The sequence below is a fragment of the Bradyrhizobium sp. genome (assembly GCF_035484855.1).
Taxonomy (GTDB): domain Bacteria; phylum Pseudomonadota; class Alphaproteobacteria; order Rhizobiales; family Xanthobacteraceae; genus Bradyrhizobium.
In genome coordinates, this window is record NZ_DATHOP010000152.1 from 1 (window position 1) to 19,196 (window position 19,196).

Genomic DNA, 19,196 nt, shown 5'->3' on the forward strand with positions numbered 1-19,196 from the left:
ATCTCGGAGCGCCCGTCGAACGCGGCCTCGGCGGCAATCTGCGACAGCGTCGGCACCGAAATGGCGAGATTTTGCTGCAGCCGCTCGATCGGCCGCACCAGCGGTTCCGGCACCAGCATCCAGCCGACCCGCCAGCCGGTCATGCAGAAATATTTCGAGAACGAATTGATGACGAGCGCATGCGGCGAAAGCTCCGCCGCCGTCACCGCCGGGAAAGCATAGTCGAGGCCATGGTAGATTTCGTCGGAAATGAAACGGATGCCCGCGCCTTCCGCCGCCGCGATCAGGCCGGTGAGCGCTTCCCTCGACATCATGGTGCCCGTGGGATTGGCCGGGCTTCCGACCAGCACGCCCTTGAGCGGCGTCTTGCGATGGGCGGCGAGCAAGGCGTCCCCGCTCAGCGCATGACGGGTTTCGCTTGAGGTCTCGATCAGCACCGGCTCGCAGCCGAGCGCGGTGAGAATATGGCGGTATGGCGGATACCCGGGTACCGTGACCGCCACCCGGTCGCCCGGCTCGAACATGGCCAGAAAGGCCAGAATGAACGCGCCCGACGAGCCCGTGGTGACCACGATCCGTTCCGAATCGACGGCGCAGCCGTAAGTCTCGCGGTAATGCCCCGCGATGCGCTCGCGCAGCGAGGGAATGCCGAGCGCCGAGGTGTAGTCGATCCGCGCGCCGTCAAGCGCCGCATGCGCGGCCGAGATCGCCGCCTTCGGCGCCGGCGCCCAGGGTTGCCCGACCTCCATGTGGATGACATGGCCGCCGGACGCCTCGATGCGCGCCGCGGCCGCCATCACGTCCATGACCATGAACGGCGGAACATCGCTGCGCCCGGACGCGGTCAGCAGGCTCCTCGCCCGGTCCCTAAGTGTCGCTTCAAGCATCGATATCTGCTATTTCAGCTCGCGCCCCAGACTAGCCGCATTCCACGGTTTGTTAGGACATATCCCGTATCCGGCCCGCCGCCAATCGCCAAAGACCGCCATGCCGCTCCGCCCGACGCCCCGCAGGAAAGCCTCGAAACTGACCGCTGTCACCACCGCGGTCGCGCTCGCTTTTGCGCCGATGTCGTCGGCGCTGGCGGAGCAGGAAAAAGGACCGTCGACGGTCCGGGATACCGAGACCGAGCAACTGCTGCGCGAATACACCAGGCCGATCCTGCGGGTCGCGGGCCTGGAAAAGCAGAATATCCAGATCGTGATCATCAACGACGACGCCTTCAACGCTTTCGTCGCCGATGGCCACCGTATTTTCGTGAATTACGGCGCCATCATGCAGTCGGAAACCCCGAACCAGTTGATCGGGGTTCTGGCGCATGAAACCGGCCATTTGGCTGGCGGCCATCTCGCCAAGATGCGCGAGCAAATGGCGCAGGCGCAGACCCAGATGATCATCGCCATGCTGCTCGGGGCCGGCGCGCTGGTAGCGGGCGCGCGAAGCGGCAACAGCAACAGCGGTCTGGCCAATGCCGGCGCGGCCGCGATCGCCGGGCCGCAGTCCATGATCCAGCGCACCCTGATTTCCTATGTGCGCCAGCAGGAGGAACAGGCCGACCGCGCCGGCGTGAAATTCCTGACCGCGACCGGACAATCCGCCAAGGGCATGTACGATACCTTCAAGCGGTTCGCCAATGACAGCCTGTTCGCCGCGCACGGCGCCGATCCCTATCTGCAGTCGCATCCGATGCCGGCCGACCGCGTCGCGGCGCTGGAGGAACTGGCGCGGTCGAGCCCCTATTGGGACAAGAAGGACGATCCGGCCCTGCAAATGCGCCACGACATGGTGCGGGCCAAGATCTCCGCCTTCATGGAGCGGCAGGACACGGTCTATCGGCGCTATCCGATGTCGAACGACAGCCTGCCCGCGCGCTACGCGCACGCGATCACGACCTATCTTCACGGCGACCTGCGCTCCGCGCTGACCCAGATCGACGGGCTGATCCAGCTGCAGCCCAACAATCCCTATTTTTACGAATTGCGCGGCCAGGCGCTCCTGGAAGGCGGCAAGCCCCTTGAGGCCATCGCGCCCCTGCGCAAGGCGGTGGCGCTCGCCAATAACGCACCCCTCATCGAGATGTTACTGGGGCAGGCGCTCGTGGCGACCGAGAATAAGGCCTATAGTGAGGAAGCAATCAGGATTCTGCGTGCGGCAGTGGCGCGCGAGACCGAGGCGCCCATCGGTTATTCGCAGCTGGCGATGGCGTATGGCCGGAAGGGAGATTACGCGGAGGCCGATCTGGCCTCGGCCCAGGCCGCCTATCTTCGCGGCGACAACAAGACCGCACGCGAACTGGCCGCGCGTGCGAAAACCCGTTTCGCCGTCGGCACGCCCGGATGGGTCAGGGCCGACGACATCGTCGTCGCCAAGCCGCCGCCGAAGAGCAACTAGAGAAAAATCAAGCCGGCCTCCGTTGTTCGGAAAGCCGGATTTCACCAAGGGGATTTGCCAATGTCTTCGTTCCGTTTGATCGCCTCCGCCCTCTTCGCGCTCGCGCTGTGCGGCATGCCGGCCGCATCGGCGCAGAGCTTTTCCGACAGCCAGCGCGGGGACATCGAGACCATCGTCAGGAATTACCTGATCGCGCATCCCGAGGTGCTGGAAGAGGCGATGACCGAATTAAGCAAGCGGCAGGCCGCCGCCGAGACCGAGAAGCACGAGGCGAGCATCGCCACCAATGCGGAGGCGATCTTCAACTCGCCGCGCGGCGTCGTACTCGGCAACAAGGACGGCGACGTTACCTTCGTCGAATTCTTCGACTACAATTGCGGCTACTGCAAACGCGCCATGGCCGACATGCTCGATCTCCTGAAGACCGACCCCAAACTCAAGGTCGTGCTGAAGGAATTCCCGGTGCTGAGTGAGGGTTCGGTGGAAGCCGCCAAGGTCGCGGTCGCCGTGCGCATGCAGGATCCCTCGGGCAAGAAGTATCTCGATTTCCACCAGAAGCTGCTCGGCGGCCGGGGGCCTGCGGACAAGGCGCGGGCGATGGCCGCGGCCAAGGACGCCGGCCTCGACACCGCGAAAATCGAGAAGGATCTCGCCAGCCCTGAAGTGAAAGCCACCATTGAGGAGAACTTCAAGCTCGCCGAGGCGATGGGCATGAACGGCACGCCGAGCTACGTGATCGGCAAGCAGGTGGTGGTCGGCGCGGTCGGCCTCGACGGGCTGAAGGAGAAGATCGGCATCGCCCGCTGCGGCAAGGCGACCTGCTGAGCCGCCAACGCACCTGCCGATTCGCTGAAATCGAAAGGCCGGCTGTTCAGCCGGCCTTTTTTTCAGGCAGTTTTGATTCGAAACCGTTCATCGCACATTCAGAAAAACAAACGCGATGGAACCGCCGATATCGCGGAACATCGCGCATCTCCTTTCGTTGTCGACACGGGCAATGAAAAAACACGTGAGGAGATTTTCGATGATTAATCGTTTTATGATTTCGGCAGCAGCGGTAGCGCTGATCGCCGGAACCGGGTTCGCCAACGCGCAGGGAACCGGAATGAGTCGCGAAGCCCCGTCGGCGGGTTCCACCGTTCAACAGAGCGCGCCGTCGGCCGATCATGCCGGGACCTCGGCCGGTCCGGCCAATCGCGACGCCACTGAGCCGGCCAGGCCCTCGCCCGGCATGAAGGCGACGCAGTCCGAGCAGAAGCCACCGGCGGCCGGCAAGAACCAGCGCGCCGAGGACAATATGCCGGGCCAGAAGTCCAAGAGCATGAGCTCGGACAACGACAACGCCAAGGGCGCGAGCAAGGACATGAAGGCCGAAGGCCGTGACGACCGCAACGGCAACATGAAGGCCGAAGGCCGCGAAGATCGCAACGGCAGCATGAAGGCCGAAGGCCGCGAGGAGAACCGGTCGCAGACCACCACCGGACAGGCCGGCGCCGGCGCCAAGCTTTCCACCGAGCAGCGCACCAGGATCACCACGGTGATCAGGGATCAGCACGTTGCGCCCGTCAACAACATCAACTTCTCGATTGCGGTCGGCACCCGCGTTCCCCGCGACGTGTCGTTCCACCCGCTCCCGGTCGAAGTCGTGACGGTGTATCCGGAGTGGCGCGGCTACGAGTTCTTCCTGGTCCGCGACCAGATCATCGTGGTGGATCCGCGGACGCTCGAGATCGTGGCGGTGCTGGAAGCCTAACTCCGTAACGCGGCAGCACCATCGGGGCGGGCAGCGATGCCCGCCCCGTTTTTGAATCCGCTACGGGCTTCGCGACGGCCCGAAAGACCCGGGCCGCGATCGCCGACACTGGCCGCGGCCGGCCATCCTTTAACCTTGGTTAACGAGCGGTTTCCGCAGGTTCCGCGCCGCTTTTTAACAATCGGATGAGGCATTTGAGGACGGCCAAGGCTGCCCTAAAGGCTTCCCCTTGGGCCTGTTGTTACCTATAACCCGGCCACCTCTGCCACATTTTCCGGGATCTGGATGGCCAACAGTCTTGCCGAGACGATTTACGTGCTCAACGGCCCGAACCTCAATCTGTTGGGGACCCGCGAGCCCGAGACCTACGGCCATGCGACGCTCGCCGACGTCGAGAAGCTGTGCTCCGAGACGGCCGCGCAGTTCGGGCTGAAGGCCGATTGCCGGCAGTCCAATCGTGAAGGCGAGTTGATCGATTTCATCCATGAGGCCCATGCCCGCAAGGCCGCCGGGATCATCCTCAATGCCGGCGCCTATTCCCACACCTCGATCGCGCTGCATGACGCGCTGGCGGCGGTGAAAATCCCCGCAGTCGAGGTGCACATCAGCAATATCCACGCCCGCGAGACTTTCCGTCATCAGTCCTTCACCGCCCGCGCCGCCTTCGCAATGCTGTGCGGTTTTGGCATCGATGGATACCGGCTCGCGATATCAGGCCTTGCCGCCAGGATCGGCATCAAGGCGAACGCCTGACGTTTTCCGCCGCCACCCCTTGAAGAGAGTTCCGGATCAAAGACCATGGCGCGCCAGCCTGACGACAAGACAGCCGCAAAATCAGCAAGCAACGACAGTGCGCTGATCCGCGAACTCGCACTTCTGCTCGACGAGACCAATCTCAGCGAGATCGAGATCGAACGCGCCGGCTTGCGGGTGAGGGTGGCGCGCAACATCCAGATCGCCGCCGCGGTGCCGCCGAGCTATCAACCCCCGGCTGCCGTATCGGCGGGCGCGGCGGTGACCCCGGCCGATGTCGCCGATATGGCCAAACATCCGGGCGTAGTGCCCTCCCCGATGGTCGGCACCGCTTATTGGGCATCCGAGCCCGGCGCCAAGCCGTTCATCGAGATCGGTGCCAAGGTGTCGATCGGCCAGACGCTCCTGATCATCGAGGCGATGAAGACGATGAACCAGATTCCATCGCCGCGCGCGGGCACCGTGACGCAGATCCTGGTCGAGGACGGCCAACCCGTCGAGTTCGGCGAACCTCTGGTGATTATTGAGTAGCAACCACGACGTCATCCTGAGGTGCGAGCCGCCTTCGGCGAGCCTCGAAGGATGACCTGGCGACGGTGCATGTAGCCCATCCTTCGAGGCGCGCAAGAAAGAGCGCGCTCCTCAGGATGACGGAGCAAAGCAACAACGATGTTCGACAAGATTCTCATAGCCAATCGCGGCGAGATTGCCCTGCGCATCCTGCGCGCATGCAAGGAGCTCGGCATCTCGACGGTGGCGGTGCATTCCACCGCCGACGCCGACGCCATGCATGTGCGGCTCGCCGACGAAAGCGTCTGCATCGGGCCGCCGCCCTCGAAGGACAGTTACCTCAACGTGCCGGCGCTGCTGTCGGCCTGCGAGATCACCGGCGCGGACGCGGTCCATCCCGGCTACGGCTTTCTGTCGGAAAACGCCCGCTTCGCCGAAATCCTGGCCGACCACAATTTGCATTTCATCGGCCCGAAGGCCGAGCACATCCGCCTGATGGGCGACAAGATCGAAGCCAAGAAGACCGCCCAGAAACTCGGCATCCCCGTGGTGCCCGGCTCCGACGGCGCGGTCGGGGCCGACGACGACGCGATGGCGATCGCGGAGGCAATCGGCTTTCCGGTGCTAGTCAAGGCCGCCTCCGGCGGCGGCGGGCGCGGCATGAAGGTCGCGCAGACACCTGACGATCTGATGCTGGCGTTGTCGACGGCCGCCAACGAGGCGAGGTCGGCGTTCGGCGACGCCTCGGTCTATCTGGAAAAATACCTGCAGAAGCCGCGCCACATCGAAATCCAGGTGCTCGGCGACGGCCGCGGCGGCGCGATCCATCTCGGCGAACGCGACTGCTCGCTGCAGCGCCGCCACCAGAAGGTCTGGGAGGAAGGCCCCTCGCCCGCGCTCGATGCCGCGGCGCGGGCGAAAATCGGCGCCACCGTCGCCAAGGCGATGCAGCAAATGAAATATCTCGGCGTCGGCACCGTAGAGTTCCTCTACGAGGACGGCGAATTCTATTTCATCGAAATGAACACCCGCATCCAGGTCGAGCATCCCGTCACCGAAATGATCACCGGGATCGACCTCGTGCTGGAGCAGATCCGCATCGCCGCCGGCGGCGACCTGCCGGTGACGCAGGAGGAAGTCGTCATCAACGGCCACTCCATCGAATGCCGCGTCAACGCCGAAAACCCCGTCACCTTCCGCCCCTCGCCCGGCAAGATCCTGCAATACCATCCGCCCGGCGGTCTCGGTGTCCGGATCGATTCGGCGGTCTACCAGGGCTATGTCATCCCGCCTTATTACGATTCGCTGGTCGGCAAGCTGATCGTCCAGGGCAAGACCCGCCAGGAGTGCCTGATGCGGCTGCGCCGGGCGCTCGATGAGATGGTGGTGGAAGGCATCGAGACCACGCTGCCGCTGTTCCGGGCGCTGGTCCGGGAGCCCGCCATCATCGACGGCGACTATCACATCCACTGGCTCGAACAATATCTCGCCGGCCAGCCGGCCGACTGAGCCGCGGTTCGGTCCCTTGGAAATTCAGCCATGGGCCCTGGAACCAATTGCTCCGTCAGGCGTTTCGGTGCGTGGGGACCCTGCCGTCCGGGGGAATTAGTTGGAATCGGTTACGCGAGATCGTTGTGACGCCTGACGCAATGCGCCGGCGCGCCATCGGCCAATTCCTGCTGCTTGCGGCGGGATTTTTGGTGCTGGTGGCGATCAGCGCCACCTCGGTGATCCTCGTCGACGAGGCACGCGAAGACAATGGCTGGGTGGTGCATACCATCGAGGTCGAGAACCAGCTCTCGACCCTGCTGTTGCAAATCCGTCGCGCCGAAAGCTCCGCGCGCGGCTATCTCCTGACATCAGATCCGCGCTTTCTCACCGAGCATGAAGCTGCGGTTGCGACCATCCTTCCCGACGTCGACAAACTCGCCAAATTGACCGGCGACAATCCGATCCAGATCGAGAACAGCCGGCAACTGCGTTCCCCGGTCGAGGCGCGCCTCGCCGAATTCGCCAAGACGATCGATTTCGTCAAGCGCAACGACGTCGCCGGCGGCATCGCGATGCTGCGCGAGGCCAGCGCCAGCGATTCGGTCCAGCGCATCAACGAGATCGCCGGCACGATGCGGACGGAAGAAGACCGGCTGTTCGCATTGCGCACCGCGACCGCGGATCGCACCCAGCGGCTTGCCTCAGTGGTGACGGTCGTGGGTTCGGCGCTGGTGATCGCGCTTGCCGGCATCTCGATCTTCCTGGTGCGACGCTCGGCGCGGGCGCGCGACGAGGCCGAGGGCCTGCTGCGCGACAACAACATCAACCTGGAGGCCACCGTCGACGAGCGCACCGCCGACCTGCGCGAGGCCAACAACGAGATCCAGCGCTTTGCCTATATCGTCAGCCACGATTTGCGCTCGCCGCTGGTCAACATCATGGGATTCACCAGCGAGCTGGAGGAATTGCGCGCCGATATTTTCAGGCGAATCGCAGCGCTGGGCCGCGCCGCGGCCTCCGCTTCGCCGTTGCCGGTGGCGGCGGCAGACACCGAACCGGCCCTCGAGGGCGAAGACCGGCAGTTGTCGCAGGATTTCGCCGAGGCGCTCGGCTTCATCAAATCCTCGATCGCCAAGATGGACCGCCTGATCACGGCGATCCTCAACCTCACCCGCGAGGGACGCCGGGAATTCGAGCCGGTCAAGATCGACACTCGCGAACTGATCGAGGCCATCGTCACCACGGTCGCCCATCAGGCCTCGGAGGCGCAGGCCGAGATTCGCATCGAGCCGCTCCCCGAGATCGTCTCCGACCGCCTGGCGCTGGAACAGATATTCTCCAACCTGATCGACAACGCGCTGAAATACCTCAAGCCCGGGGTGCCCGGCGATATCTCGGTGCGGGGACGGACAAAGCTCGGTTTTGCGATTTTCGAGGTCGCCGACAACGGACGTGGTATCGATCCCAAGGACCATCAGCGTATCTTCGATCTCTTCCGCCGCGCCGGCCCGCAGGATAAACCCGGACAGGGCATTGGATTGGCCCATGTCCGCGCGCTGGTGCGGCGGTTGGGGGGTACCATGTCGGTGCAATCGGAACTCAACCATGGCAGCACCTTCACGATCACGCTGCCCATCGCCTGGGCAGCCAGTAACCGGAACAGGGATCTATGAATAAGCCAGTCACCATCATCATGATCGAGGACGACGAGGGCCACGCCCGCCTGATCGAGCGCAACATCCGCCGCTCCGGGGTCAACAACGACATCGTGCCGTTCACCAACGGTACAGATGCGGTGAACTATCTGTTCGGCAAGGATGGCGCCGGCCTCGATCACAAGGGCGAGGCGCTGTTGATCCTGCTCGATCTCAACCTGCCCGACATGACCGGCATCGAGATCTTGCGCCGGGTCAAGGAGAGCAAATATCTCAAATGCGCGCCGGTCGTGGTGCTGACCACGACCGACGATTCCCAGGAAATCAAGCGCTGCTACGAACTCGGCTGCAACGTCTACATCACCAAACCCGTCAATTACGAGAGTTTCGCCAACGCCATCCGCCAGCTCGGACTGTTCTTCTCCGTGATCCAGGTCCCGCCCGCCACCACATGACACAAGCCACGCCCACATTGTTGTATATCGACGACGACCACGCCCTCGCCCGGCTGGTCGATCGCGGCATGACGCGGCTCGGCTTCAAGGTCGTGCATGCGCCTGATGGCAGCAACGGGCTCGACCGCCTCGCGCAAGGCGGCATCGACGTGATCGCGCTCGACCAATACATGCCCGGCCTCGATGGACTGGAGACGCTGGAGCGGATCCTCGCGATCCCGAACGCGCCGCCGGTAGTGTTCGTCTCTGCCGCGCAGGATTCCAAGATCGCCGTCACCGCGCTGAAGGCCGGCGCGGCCGACTATCTGGTCAAGGACGTGCACGGCGAGTTCATCCCGCTCTTGCAGGTTGCGGTCGACGGCGCGCTGCGCCAGGCCGCGATCCGGAAGGCTCGCGACGATGCCGAGGCCGAGGTCCACGCCTCGCGCGACCGCTACGCGGCGCTCGCCGCCGAGCGCGAGGTGCTGCTGCGCGAGGTCAACCACCGCGTCGGCAACAGCTTGCAGATCATCGCCTCGCTGTTGCATCTGCAGGCCAATTCGAGCACGGAGGACGACGTCAAGGCGGCGCTGACCAACGCCATGGGCCGCGTCGCCGCGGTGGCGCAGGTGCATCGCCGGCTCTACACCTCGCACGACCTCAAGAGCGTGCTGCTCAACCAATATCTCGACGCGCTGCTGGAGGATCTCAGAAGGTCCGCCGAGGGCAACCGGATGTCGCGGCTGACGTTGCGATGCGAGCCGGTCGAGATCGATCCCGACCGCGCGGTCGCGATCGGTATCATCGTCAACGAGCTGGTGATGAACGCGGTCAAATACGCCTATCCGGACGGCGCCGGCCCCATTCACGTCGACCTCAAGGCGCAAGGCGACGATCTGCTGCTGTCGATCGCCGACGATGGCGTCGGCCTCAACGTCAAGACCGACCCGCGCTCCACCGGCATGGGCCAGCGCATCGTCAGCGCCATGGCCGCCAAGCTCGAGGCCACCGTCGAGCGCGATCCGGCGCACGCGGGAACGCGGATCGTGCTGAGGTTTCGCCGCGCCGGCAAGCCCGCGGCAAAACCGGGATGCGCCGCGGCGAGCTAGCCGCGGGCTGAGCTAGTTATGGTAAAGTTCAGGCTTGGCGCAACCTGAGGCCTTGCGCCGCTCTCCAATTATAAGCGGAATGGGACGAATCGATTACGTTGGACGGATACCTGGAACTGGTCGGCATTTTCCGGCAGGAGTTAATCGAAACACCGATTCAGGCAACGGCGGAATCGTGGGGCGAACGGCCCAGAAGAGCGGTGATATCCGCCGCCGGGATGGCCCTGCTGAAGAGGTAGCCTTGTCCCTCCGTGCATCCGTTGGCCTTGAGATAGGCCAACTGTCCGGCGTCCTCGACGCCTTCGGCAGTGGTTGTCAAGCCAAATCCTTTTGCAAGGCCAAGGATCGCGCGGACGATCACCTGGCTGTCTTCGCTCTTGTCGAGGCGCGAGACAAAGCTGCGATCAATCTTGATCTTGTCGAGGTGAAATGAGAGCAGCTGGCTCAGAGTGGCGTAGCCCGTTCCGAAGTCATCGAGAGCGATGCGCACCCCGCCCTCGCGAAGCTGATCGATCACGATCTGCGCAACACCGATGTTCTCGACAAGGGCGCTCTCCGTGATTTCGATTTCCAGGCGTCGGGGGCTAAATCCGGTTTGCGCGAGGATCGACAGAAGTCGCAGTCCAAGCGTCGGATCGCGCAACTGAATCGGCGAGACGTTGAAGGCGAGTACCAGGCCCGGGGGCCATGAAACGGCATCAACGCAGGCACGCCGGAAGAGTCGATCCCCGAGCGCGTTGATGAGGCCGGTTTCCTCCGCAATGGGAATAAACACATCGGGAGCAATGAACCCCAAATCGCCGTTTTCCCAACGCGCCAGTGCTTCAAACCCGATAATACGATTACCGCTGAGAGAGACCAAAGGCTGGTAGTGCGGCACGATGCCGTCGGAGACGATTGCGAGTCGAAGCTCTCGCTCGATCTGGATTCGCCGCTCGACGTGCATGTCCATCTCAGGTTCGAAAAATCGAACCGATGACCTTCCGGCGGCCTTGGCGCGATAGAGTGCACGATCTGCACGCCTTACCAACTCGTCGGCATGAACGCCGTCATTTGGAGCTATCGCGATGCCAATTCCAACACCGAACTCTGCTGTCACATTCTCGATGACAAAGGGCTCGGCGACGGCAGCCGAAATGCGTCGCGCCAAATTTGTGGGATCATCGAGGGACCCAATCTTGGGCATGATGATCGTGAACTCGTCCCCTCCAACCCTGGCGAGAAATGCATCCGCCCGCACAATGACCGAAACCCGGCGAGCAAACTCGCTCAACGCTTTGTCTCCCACAGCGTGGCCATGGGTGTCATTGACTGTCTTGAAACCATCGAGGTCGAGCATGAGAACGGCCGCCTGATGCGCCGCAGTTGCCGCGCTCAGGCATTGTTCAAGCTTTTCCTCGAAGAAGCGGCGGTTCGGCAGCCCGGTCAACGGATCATGGCGGGCAAGATTGCGTGCCTCGGTTTCCGCGGCGATGCGTGATTTGATTTCCCTTGAAAGGTCGCGATAGCGCCGCAATGCGTAAACCGTCAAGGCGATGCTCATCACGACCACGACGAAGATGATGTCGTCGAGTTCCCATTCAGCGTAGTCGATGCCGAGCTGAAACAGCTTGGGAGCAAGATCAAAGATGTGTGCGACAACGTAGGACAGAATTGCCGCCCCGAAAAGGACGACGGCGTCTCTCGCTTCGGGACGTCCCCAATCAAACCAGTTCGCCGGAATGGTGCGTGATAGTTTCAACTTCATGATAATGGAACCTTCGCCGACAGGCGCAGTTCCGTCGGAAGCTTCACTCACTGTCAAAGAGGTTAATTAAACGGCCGACGTCGCCGACGGATTGTCGGAACTTCACGATGAGTTCCCCCAAATCGATACGTTCTGTGTTCCAAACTTCAACGCCCTCGGCTCGCGCCGGGACCGTTTCTTTGCAGCGGCGATGTTCAGTGAGCCTGCGTTGAGTTCGTCTCGACTGCTACGCATCGGACGTATTCGCATTCGCGACACATGAAAGTGTGGAGGTCGAAATCAGGCGGTTCGTGCGTGACGCGACCGAGTATCATCGGCGCTCGACACTCAGGGCACGGGCTACCCTTGATTTCATCGGCTGTCGCACATGAGGTCAGCGTGCCACTCCGACTCCGTCAGATCAGCGCCGCTGCTCAATATTGCTCAGTAACCGGTGTGCACTTGTCCAAGAAATGCCCCGCACGGAAGGCGCTGGGCTCCCGTGCGGGGTTGAGAAAGTTGGTAGTCAGTTTCGGCGCCATGCCATGTACGCGCATGCAATCTAGCAATGTGGCGGCAAGCTGTCTGGTCAAAGTTGCTCATCGGGCGGCCGCAAAGTGCGGAGCAGCAGGCTTAAGTAACGCACGCGCTCAGCCGCACGACCTGCGCTTCCCCCGAAAGCGACCATTGGGCGAACATGCCCTGCAACTGAACGTCCGTTCATAATTCTTTTGTTGGCGACAAAAGACGCATTTGTTACCTTTCGCTGCCTGCCGCATCAGGTGTCAGGCACCAAGGAGGGATCAATGAAGAAATTTTCTTTCGCCTTGGCCGCGTTGGCGGCTATCGCATTCGCAATGCCGTCAATCGCAAGCGCAGAAGATGCAAAGCCCATGGCAAAGCACCATCACCACCATCATCATCACCACGGGATGAAGAAGATGGAAAAGATGGACAAGAAGATGTAACGCCAAAATGGCCCCTTAATCGGGGCCATTTTCTTATCCGAACCGCAACTGCCACAATCAAATCGAGCCAGCATCTTCTTTCGCCTGCCAGCCCCATTCAGGTTATTTCATGCGCCGTGCTGACCGAGCGGGGCGCGCGATGGGCCGCGATGACCGGTTTTCCACAAAATACCCGTCGCGCCGGCGCCGGTAATCTGCGGCTATGCCTCGACTGGAGCGAGCGGCGGTTTCATTTCGCCGGCCGCCTGCCAAGCGCCGTCCTTGGCCATCTGCTTGAAACCCGGTGCCTGGAACGTGGCGACGAGCGCTCGCTGATCGTGACCCGGCTCGGCAAGGCATGGTTCGACAAGTTAGGACTCGATGCGGACGCGTCTTCGGTTGAGCGCCGTGCCCCGGCCCTGCTAGTCTCCGGCGCATGACCTCCCGCGACTCCGCCTCGTCCGAGATCACGCCCGAAGTGCTGCTGCGTGCCTATGCCTGCGGCATCTTCCCGATGGCCGAAAGCGCCGACGATCCGACGCTGTTCTGGGTCGAGCCGGAAATGCGCGGGGTGATCCCGCTCGACGGCTTTCGCGTGGCCTCGCGGCTGAAGCGTACCGTGCGCTCGGATACCTTTACCGTCACCGTCGACACCGCTTTCAAGGCGGTCATCGCGGGCTGCGCGACGCCGCAGGCCGGCCGCGACGACACCTGGATCAACAAGCGCATCCGCGATCTCTATGTGGGCTTGCACGAACTCGGTCACGCCCACAGCGTCGAGGCCTGGCAGAATGACGACCTCGTCGGCGGGCTCTACGGCGTCAGCCTGGGTCGCGCCTTCTTCGGCGAGAGCATGTTTCATCGCGCCCGCGACGCCTCGAAGGTGGCGCTGGTGCATCTGGTGGCGCGGCTGATCGCCGGTGGATTCGAGCTGCTCGACACGCAATATGTCACCGAGCATTTGCGCAGTTTCGGCGCGGTCGAAATCTCGCGCCGCCGCTATACGGCGCTGCTCGACAGGGCGATCAAGGGCGAGGCGGATTTCTACAAGCTGCCCGCCGATCGGCCAGTCGGCGGCGAAGAGGCGCTTCGGATCATTACCGAGCGCGGTTAGCCCGCATCAGTTCCGCGGCCCGAAAATCCCGCCAAACAACCCCCCCGGTTGCTGCGGTGGCGGGGGCGGCGGCGGTTGCTGCTGCTGGGTCTGCTGCTGCGGGAGCGGCGGCGGACGCGGGGGCAGCTTCGGTGCAGCGCGCTTCTGCACCGGCGGGGGCGGTGGGGCTACGGGTTTCGCAGGTTCGGGGGCGGCGCTGACGATGGTGGTGTCGGGCACTTTGCAGTCGGTCAACCAGATGTCGTAGATCGGATGCTCGACGCCGTGCAGGCCGGGGCTCGCCGCGAACATCCACCCCGAAAAAATCCGCTTCACCTCGCCCTGCAGCGTGATCTCGTCGACCTCGACGAAGGCATCGGTGTTGGCGGCTTCCGTGGCGGGGCGCGTATAGCAGGCATCGGTCTTGACCCGCAGCGCGCCGAACTGGACGGTCTCGCCGATATCCTCGTCGAAATTGATGATGCGCCCGGTGATCTTGTCGAGCCCGGAAAAGCTCGCCTTCTTGTTGACGATCTTCTGCGCCGGCGGCTCGGTGACGACCTCGTCGCCGGGCTGCAAGGTGGCCGGCGATCCCGGCACGCTCTTGGACTGGCGTTGGCCAGGCGGCAATCCCGGCGGCGGATTGGGACCGGGCGGCGCGACCGCAACGCCCTGGCCGGGCTGCGGCGGCGCGACCGCGATACCCGGGGGGACATTCTGCGGGATCACGGTGACGCCGGGCGGCGGCGCCAGCGGCTGCGACTGCACCGCGCCGGGCGGCGGTACGCCCTGCCCCGGCAGCGGACGGTTCGGCGCCGGCAGCACCCGGCCCTGCGGCAATTCCGGCACCTCTTCCTCGTCGTCGGATGGCTGCTGGTTGCCGCGCGGAATGGCGCCGGGGGGGCGCGGCGGGGGGTCGGAAAAGATATTGCCGATCTGCGCGCGTGCGGGCGGCGCAAGCGGGATCGCTGTGGCGGCGAACAGGGCCGCAAGACCGGTTAGCGTAATGGTTCGAAGCATCTCGCGGCTTTAACAGGCGAATCGGGCTCGCGACATAGGACAGAAATAACCGCCGCTCGCAGGGCTCCCGGTTAACACGGCGAATACGGCGGGGAAAGGGCGGTTTGCCGGCAGCGGAACCCCTCTGGTCAGCCGCCGCCCCAGATGGAATAGTGGCTTCCGACCCCTGCGCGCCCGCGCGCCGAACCAGCAAAAATCCGGAAAACAACCGGACCCCGACCGAGGAAACCAGCTCCATGACCGACCGAATTCGTCTGGACGGCAAGGTCGCCGTCGTCACCGGCGCGGCCGGCGTCATCGGAGCGGCGACGATCCGGCTGCTCGCGGAACGCGGCGCGCGGATCGTGGCCGTCGACCGCAGGCAGGACGACCTCAAGACCGCGGTCAGGGATCTGCCGGCTTCGGCGCAAGCGCTGCCGATTGCGGCCGATGTCACCAGCGAGGACGAGGTCGCCGATTACGTGCGCGCGGCCGTCGACAGGTTCGGCACCATCGACGTGTTCTACAACAACGCCGGCATCGAGGGCGAGATCAAGCCGATCGTGAACTATCCGCTGGAGACGTTTCGCAAGGTGATCGACGTCAATGTGGTCGGGGTGTTCCTCGGGATGAAGCATGTGCTGCCGGTGATGCTCAAGCAGGACAGAGGCTCGATCATCAACACCGCCTCGATCGCGGGCCTGATCGGCTCCCATGAGATCGCGGTCTACAGCGCCAGCAAGCACGCCGTGATCGGGCTGACCAAGAGCGCGGCGCTGGAATGCGCCGCGACCTCGGTGCGCGTCAACTGCGTCTGCCCGGGGCTGATCGACAGCCGGATGCTGAGCGCGATCAACGAGGCCCGCAATCGCAGCAATGAACCTCTCTCGATCGAGAAGATCGTCAATCGCGTCCCGGCGCGCCGGCTCGGGCAGGCCTCCGAGGTGGCCTCGATCGTGGCGTTTCTCGCTTCCGACGAGGCGAGCTATGTTTCGGGCGCCGCCTACACCGTCGACGGCGGCAGGATCGCCGGCTAGGAAAAGGTCATTCCGGGATGGTCCGAAGGACCAGACCCGGAATCTCGAGATTCTCGGATGTGCAATTGCACATCATAGTTCGATGCTCACGCATCGCCCCGGAACGACAGTTTCAAATCTCAGAGGTTCCTACTCCCATGCCCGTGACCCTCGATCCCGACGCCGCCGCCGTGTTCAAGGCGTTTCAGGAAGCCGGCAGGCCGGCATTCGAAACGATTTCGCCCGGTGAAGCGCGCGAGCTCTATCTGGCCGGCCGCTTCGTCACCAATCCCGAACCGCCTGAATTGAAATCGGTCAAGCCGCTCGCGATCCCCGCCCCGCACGGCTCGATCCCCGCGCGCGTCTACACGCCGAAGACGTTGCGCCAAACGGGCGGCCTCGCGCCGTGCCTGGTGTTCCTCCATGGCGGCGGCTGGGTAATCGGCGATCTCGATTCCCATGACGTGGTGTGTCGGAAGCTCGCCGACGAAGGCGAACTTCTGGTCATCTCCGTCGATTATCGATTGGCGCCCGAGCATAAATTTCCCGCCGCCGTCGACGACGCCATCGCAGCAACCAAATGGATCGCCGACAATGCACGGCAACTCGACATCGATGCCTCGCACCTTTCGGTCGGCGGCGACAGCGCCGGCGGTAATCTCGCCGCCGTCGTTGCGATCGCGGCGCGCGACGGCAATGGGCCGGCGATATCGGCACAGGTGCTGATCTATCCGGCCACCGAAGCGTCCCGGACGCATCCCTCGCACAGCGAGCCGGAGACCAGCATCCTGCTGACGCATTCGGTGACGCGCTATTTCTACGAGAGCTACCTCAATGGCGCCACCGACATTCATGACTGGCGCGCCTCGCCCGCGCGCGCGAGCACACTGATCGGCCTGCCGCCGGCCTATGTGCTGACCGCCGGCGCCGATCCGCTGCGCGACGAAGGCGATGAATACGCTGAGCGGCTGAAGCAGGCCGGCGTGCCCGTGACCTGGCGGCATTTTCCCGGCCAGTTCCACGGCTTCTTTACGATGGGCAAATTGCTGCAGCAGGCCAATGTCGCAGCCAGCGAGATCGCGGACTGGCTGAAGGCGCTGTAGGGTGGGTTGAGCTCTTCGCGAAACCCACCAACGATTTGCGGTGTGGCGATGGGTTTCGCAAGAGCTCAACCCATCCTACACCCTCAGGCCGGCTTGCCCATCGCATAGGGTTTGAGCATCGCATAGAGCATGCTGTGCGTAGGCGTCGGGATGCCGAGCTGGCGGCCGAGTTCGGCGACCTTGCCGCTGAGCCAAGGCACCTCCAGCCGGTTGCCGCGATCGAGATCGAGCGCCATCGAGGGCTTCATGGTGGGCGGCAAATGCGCCGTGAAATCGAGAATCTTCTCGGGCGCGTCGGCCGGCAACGTCACGCCTTTGGCGCGACCGACATCGAACACTTCGCGGTAGGCGGCCGCGAAAATCGGGCTGATATCGGGATCATCCCGCAGCGCGCCGATCGGCTGGCGCGCCAGCGCCGAGATGCCGGAATTGCTCGCGAGCAGGATGAACTTCATCCAGAGTTCGGTGAGTATCTGTTCGCTCAAGGTCGCATCAAAGCCGGCCTTCAGGCAAAGCGCGAGAAAATCCTCGCCGCGCTTTGAGGGCTTGCCATCCAGTTCGCCGAAAATCATGCGCATGAAGGTGCCGACCTGCTGGATCACGCCGGGAGCGACGATCGAGGCCGAGATCTGCGCCACGCCGCCCATCACCGCGGCCGGCCCCAGGATCGGGATCAGCCGCTCGGCGGCGTCGATGCCGTTCTGCAGCGGGATCACGGCGGTGCCGGGCCCGATCAGCGGCTTGATGTGCGCGCCGGCGCTTTCGACGTCCCATAGTTTCACGCAAAACAGCACGAAATCGACCGTGCCGATCCCGGAGGGATCGGAGGTCGCATGGGTCGGCACCACATGGATCTCGCCGCGCCCGCCCTGGACTTTCAATCCCTGGCTCTTCATGGCGGCAAGATGGACGCCGCGCGCGACAAAGGTGACATCCGCACCGGCCTTGGCCAACGCCGCGCCAAAACCCCCTCCGACGCCGCCGGCGCCGACAACCGCAATACGCATTCAGTTTCTCCCTGCTCAATAAACCCTGGCACCGCGCGGCCGGTGCATCGCCGTTCGGCGCACCGGAAATAGACAGTAACTTGATGTTACTTTCTAGCACCACCCGATTGCCGCATGGTCGCGCTCCGTAAACGCGGCCTTAGGCCTGGTCGACCAATCCTTTGTCAACTCAGTCCATTTCGATCGAACTCCTATGTCCGTCAACCTGCAAAGCGCCGCTGCCCTCCCCGTGCAGGCGCTCGCGTGGCTCGGCGGCCAGGGTACCCGCGCGATTGCGGCGCTGGTGTTTCTCGGCATCGCGCTGCCGCCGCTCGGCGAGCTGTTGAAGCCCTATGTCACCGAGGCAATCTTCTTTTTGCTCTGCATCTCCTTCATGCGCGTCGATCTTGCCGCGTTGCGCGAGCATTTACGGCGGCCCGCCATCGTGCTCGCCGCAACCGCGTGGACAACGCTCGGCGTGCCGCTGGTTTCCGGACTTGGCTATCATGCTTTCGGCCTCGATGCGCGTTCGCCCGATCTGTTCCTGGCGTTGATGCTGCAGGCGGTGGCTTCGCCAATGATGGCGGCGCCCGCGCTCGCCGCGGTGATGGGACTGGATGCGACGCTGGTGCTGGTGACGCTGGTCACCTGCACGGCGCTGGTTCCCTTCACCGCGCCCTTGTTCGCCTACGCCTTCTTCGGCAACGCGTTGACGCTCTCGCCGCTTGGCCTCGGCTTCAAGCTGGCCGCGATCCTCGCCGGATCGCTGCTGGTCGCGAGCGCAATCCGCTGGAGCGTCGGCGCCTCTGCGATCAGGAAGTACAGAAGTGAGATTGACGGCTTCAATATCCTGATCCTGTTCGTTTTCGTCTCCGCCGTGATGGGCTCGGTCGGCGACAGCCTTTGGGCCGACCCGCTGCGGACGATGGAGCTCGCGCTATCGGCATTCTCGGTGTTTTTTGCTCTCCTCGGCGTCACCGCGCTGATCTTTCGCCGGCTCGGCCACCAACGGGCCTTCGCGCTCGGCATGATGGTTTCCCAGCGCAACATGGGATTGATGCTGGCGGCGACCGACGGCGTGCTGCCGGGCGCGACCTGGCTTTATTTCGCGCTCTCGCAATTCCCGATCTATTTGTCGCCGCTTCTGTTGAAGCCGATCGTCGGCCGGCTACCGAAAGCGGAAACCCCGGCCATTGAGACCGGCGACGCCTGATCGCGCGCGGCCAGGCG

Annotated in this window: 19 protein-coding genes; 15 read left to right on the forward strand and 4 right to left on the reverse strand. The window is 63.7% G+C overall.

What is annotated here, in order from left to right; genetic code table 11:
* A partial coding sequence (locus tag VK804_RS16590) for a pyridoxal phosphate-dependent aminotransferase (protein WP_325372136.1) occupies window positions 1–887 on the reverse strand: 887 nt, incomplete at its 3' end.
* 100 nt (window positions 888–987) lie between these two features.
* Here VK804_RS16590 and VK804_RS16595 point away from each other — a divergent pair.
* The 9 genes from VK804_RS16595 to VK804_RS16635 all read left to right on the forward strand — a co-directional run bounded on the left by VK804_RS16595 (window position 988) and on the right by VK804_RS16635 (window position 10,096).
* The gene (locus tag VK804_RS16595) at window positions 988–2,391 is read left to right on the forward strand and encodes a M48 family metalloprotease (protein WP_325372138.1); all 1,404 of its coding nucleotides are present in this window, start codon (window positions 988–990) and stop codon (window positions 2,389–2,391) included.
* A gap of 60 nt (window positions 2,392–2,451) precedes the next feature.
* Window positions 2,452–3,216, forward strand: a complete 765-nt coding sequence (locus tag VK804_RS16600) for a DsbA family protein (protein WP_325372140.1) — start codon at window positions 2,452–2,454, stop codon at window positions 3,214–3,216.
* A gap of 199 nt (window positions 3,217–3,415) precedes the next feature.
* On the forward strand, window positions 3,416–4,144 hold the full coding sequence (locus VK804_RS16605) for a DUF1236 domain-containing protein (protein WP_325372142.1): 729 nt from the start codon (window positions 3,416–3,418) through the stop codon (window positions 4,142–4,144).
* A gap of 285 nt (window positions 4,145–4,429) precedes the next feature.
* Complete coding sequence (gene aroQ, locus VK804_RS16610; protein ID WP_325372144.1) at window positions 4,430–4,897, forward strand: type II 3-dehydroquinate dehydratase; 468 nt, start codon at window positions 4,430–4,432, stop codon at window positions 4,895–4,897.
* 45 nt (window positions 4,898–4,942) lie between these two features.
* Window positions 4,943–5,428, forward strand: coding sequence for an acetyl-CoA carboxylase biotin carboxyl carrier protein (gene accB / locus VK804_RS16615; RefSeq protein WP_325372146.1), 486 nt, complete (start codon window positions 4,943–4,945; stop codon window positions 5,426–5,428).
* A 138-nt stretch (window positions 5,429–5,566) separates the two neighbouring features.
* The gene (gene accC / locus VK804_RS16620) at window positions 5,567–6,916 is read left to right on the forward strand and encodes an acetyl-CoA carboxylase biotin carboxylase subunit (RefSeq protein ID WP_325372148.1); all 1,350 of its coding nucleotides are present in this window, start codon (window positions 5,567–5,569) and stop codon (window positions 6,914–6,916) included.
* A gap of 125 nt (window positions 6,917–7,041) precedes the next feature.
* Window positions 7,042–8,571 carry a sensor histidine kinase gene (locus VK804_RS16625; protein ID WP_325372150.1) on the forward strand — a complete coding sequence of 510 codons (1,530 nt, stop codon included), beginning with the start codon at window positions 7,042–7,044 and terminating at the stop codon, window positions 8,569–8,571.
* The gene (locus tag VK804_RS16630) at window positions 8,568–9,008 is read left to right on the forward strand and encodes a response regulator (protein ID WP_325372152.1); all 441 of its coding nucleotides are present in this window, start codon (window positions 8,568–8,570) and stop codon (window positions 9,006–9,008) included. The genes VK804_RS16625 and VK804_RS16630 overlap by 4 nt, the downstream gene beginning before the upstream one ends.
* Window positions 9,005–10,096, forward strand: coding sequence for a sensor histidine kinase (locus tag VK804_RS16635; protein ID WP_325372154.1), 1,092 nt, complete (start codon window positions 9,005–9,007; stop codon window positions 10,094–10,096). The genes VK804_RS16630 and VK804_RS16635 overlap by 4 nt, the downstream gene beginning before the upstream one ends.
* Window positions 10,097–10,253: 157 nt before the next feature.
* On the opposite strand, the gene VK804_RS16640 is transcribed toward VK804_RS16635, so the two are convergent.
* Window positions 10,254–11,843 (reverse strand): putative bifunctional diguanylate cyclase/phosphodiesterase, encoded by a 1,590-nt coding sequence (locus tag VK804_RS16640; protein WP_325372156.1) that lies wholly within the window; start codon window positions 11,841–11,843, stop codon window positions 10,254–10,256.
* A gap of 785 nt (window positions 11,844–12,628) precedes the next feature.
* On the opposite strand from VK804_RS16640, the gene VK804_RS16645 reads away from it, so the two are divergent.
* The 3 genes from VK804_RS16645 to aat all read left to right on the forward strand — a co-directional run bounded on the left by VK804_RS16645 (window position 12,629) and on the right by aat (window position 13,883).
* Window positions 12,629–12,790: a hypothetical protein gene (locus tag VK804_RS16645; RefSeq protein WP_325372158.1), complete on the forward strand. Its 162-nt coding sequence runs from the start codon at window positions 12,629–12,631 to the stop codon at window positions 12,788–12,790.
* Window positions 12,791–12,939: 149 nt separating this feature from the next.
* Complete coding sequence (locus VK804_RS16650; RefSeq protein ID WP_325372160.1) at window positions 12,940–13,209, forward strand: hypothetical protein; 270 nt, start codon at window positions 12,940–12,942, stop codon at window positions 13,207–13,209.
* Window positions 13,206–13,883, forward strand: a complete 678-nt coding sequence (gene aat, locus VK804_RS16655; RefSeq protein ID WP_325372162.1) for a leucyl/phenylalanyl-tRNA--protein transferase — start codon at window positions 13,206–13,208, stop codon at window positions 13,881–13,883. Before VK804_RS16650 ends, aat begins: the two co-directional genes overlap by 4 nt.
* Window positions 13,884–13,889: 6 nt before the next feature.
* Here aat and VK804_RS16660 read toward each other — a convergent pair whose 3' ends face one another.
* Window positions 13,890–14,882 carry a DUF2155 domain-containing protein gene (locus tag VK804_RS16660; protein WP_325372164.1) on the reverse strand — a complete coding sequence of 331 codons (993 nt, stop codon included), beginning with the start codon at window positions 14,880–14,882 and terminating at the stop codon, window positions 13,890–13,892.
* Between the two features lie 236 nt (window positions 14,883–15,118).
* Here VK804_RS16660 and VK804_RS16665 point away from each other — a divergent pair, with 236 nt between their 5' ends.
* Both VK804_RS16665 and VK804_RS16670 read left to right on the forward strand, forming a co-directional pair.
* Window positions 15,119–15,898, forward strand: a complete 780-nt coding sequence (locus tag VK804_RS16665; RefSeq protein WP_325372166.1) for an SDR family oxidoreductase — start codon at window positions 15,119–15,121, stop codon at window positions 15,896–15,898.
* Between the two features lie 137 nt (window positions 15,899–16,035).
* A complete protein-coding gene (locus VK804_RS16670) occupies window positions 16,036–16,980 on the forward strand; it encodes an alpha/beta hydrolase (protein WP_325372168.1) in 945 nt (314 codons plus the stop codon).
* An 83-nt stretch (window positions 16,981–17,063) separates the two neighbouring features.
* Here VK804_RS16670 and VK804_RS16675 read toward each other — a convergent pair whose 3' ends face one another.
* Window positions 17,064–17,987 carry a 2-dehydropantoate 2-reductase gene (locus tag VK804_RS16675; RefSeq protein WP_325372170.1) on the reverse strand — a complete coding sequence of 308 codons (924 nt, stop codon included), beginning with the start codon at window positions 17,985–17,987 and terminating at the stop codon, window positions 17,064–17,066.
* Window positions 17,988–18,180: 193 nt separating this feature from the next.
* Between VK804_RS16675 and VK804_RS16680 the strand changes: the two genes are divergently transcribed.
* Window positions 18,181–19,179 carry a Na+-dependent transporter gene (locus VK804_RS16680; protein ID WP_325372172.1) on the forward strand — a complete coding sequence of 333 codons (999 nt, stop codon included), beginning with the start codon at window positions 18,181–18,183 and terminating at the stop codon, window positions 19,177–19,179.
* Window positions 19,180–19,196 lie beyond the last annotated feature (17 nt).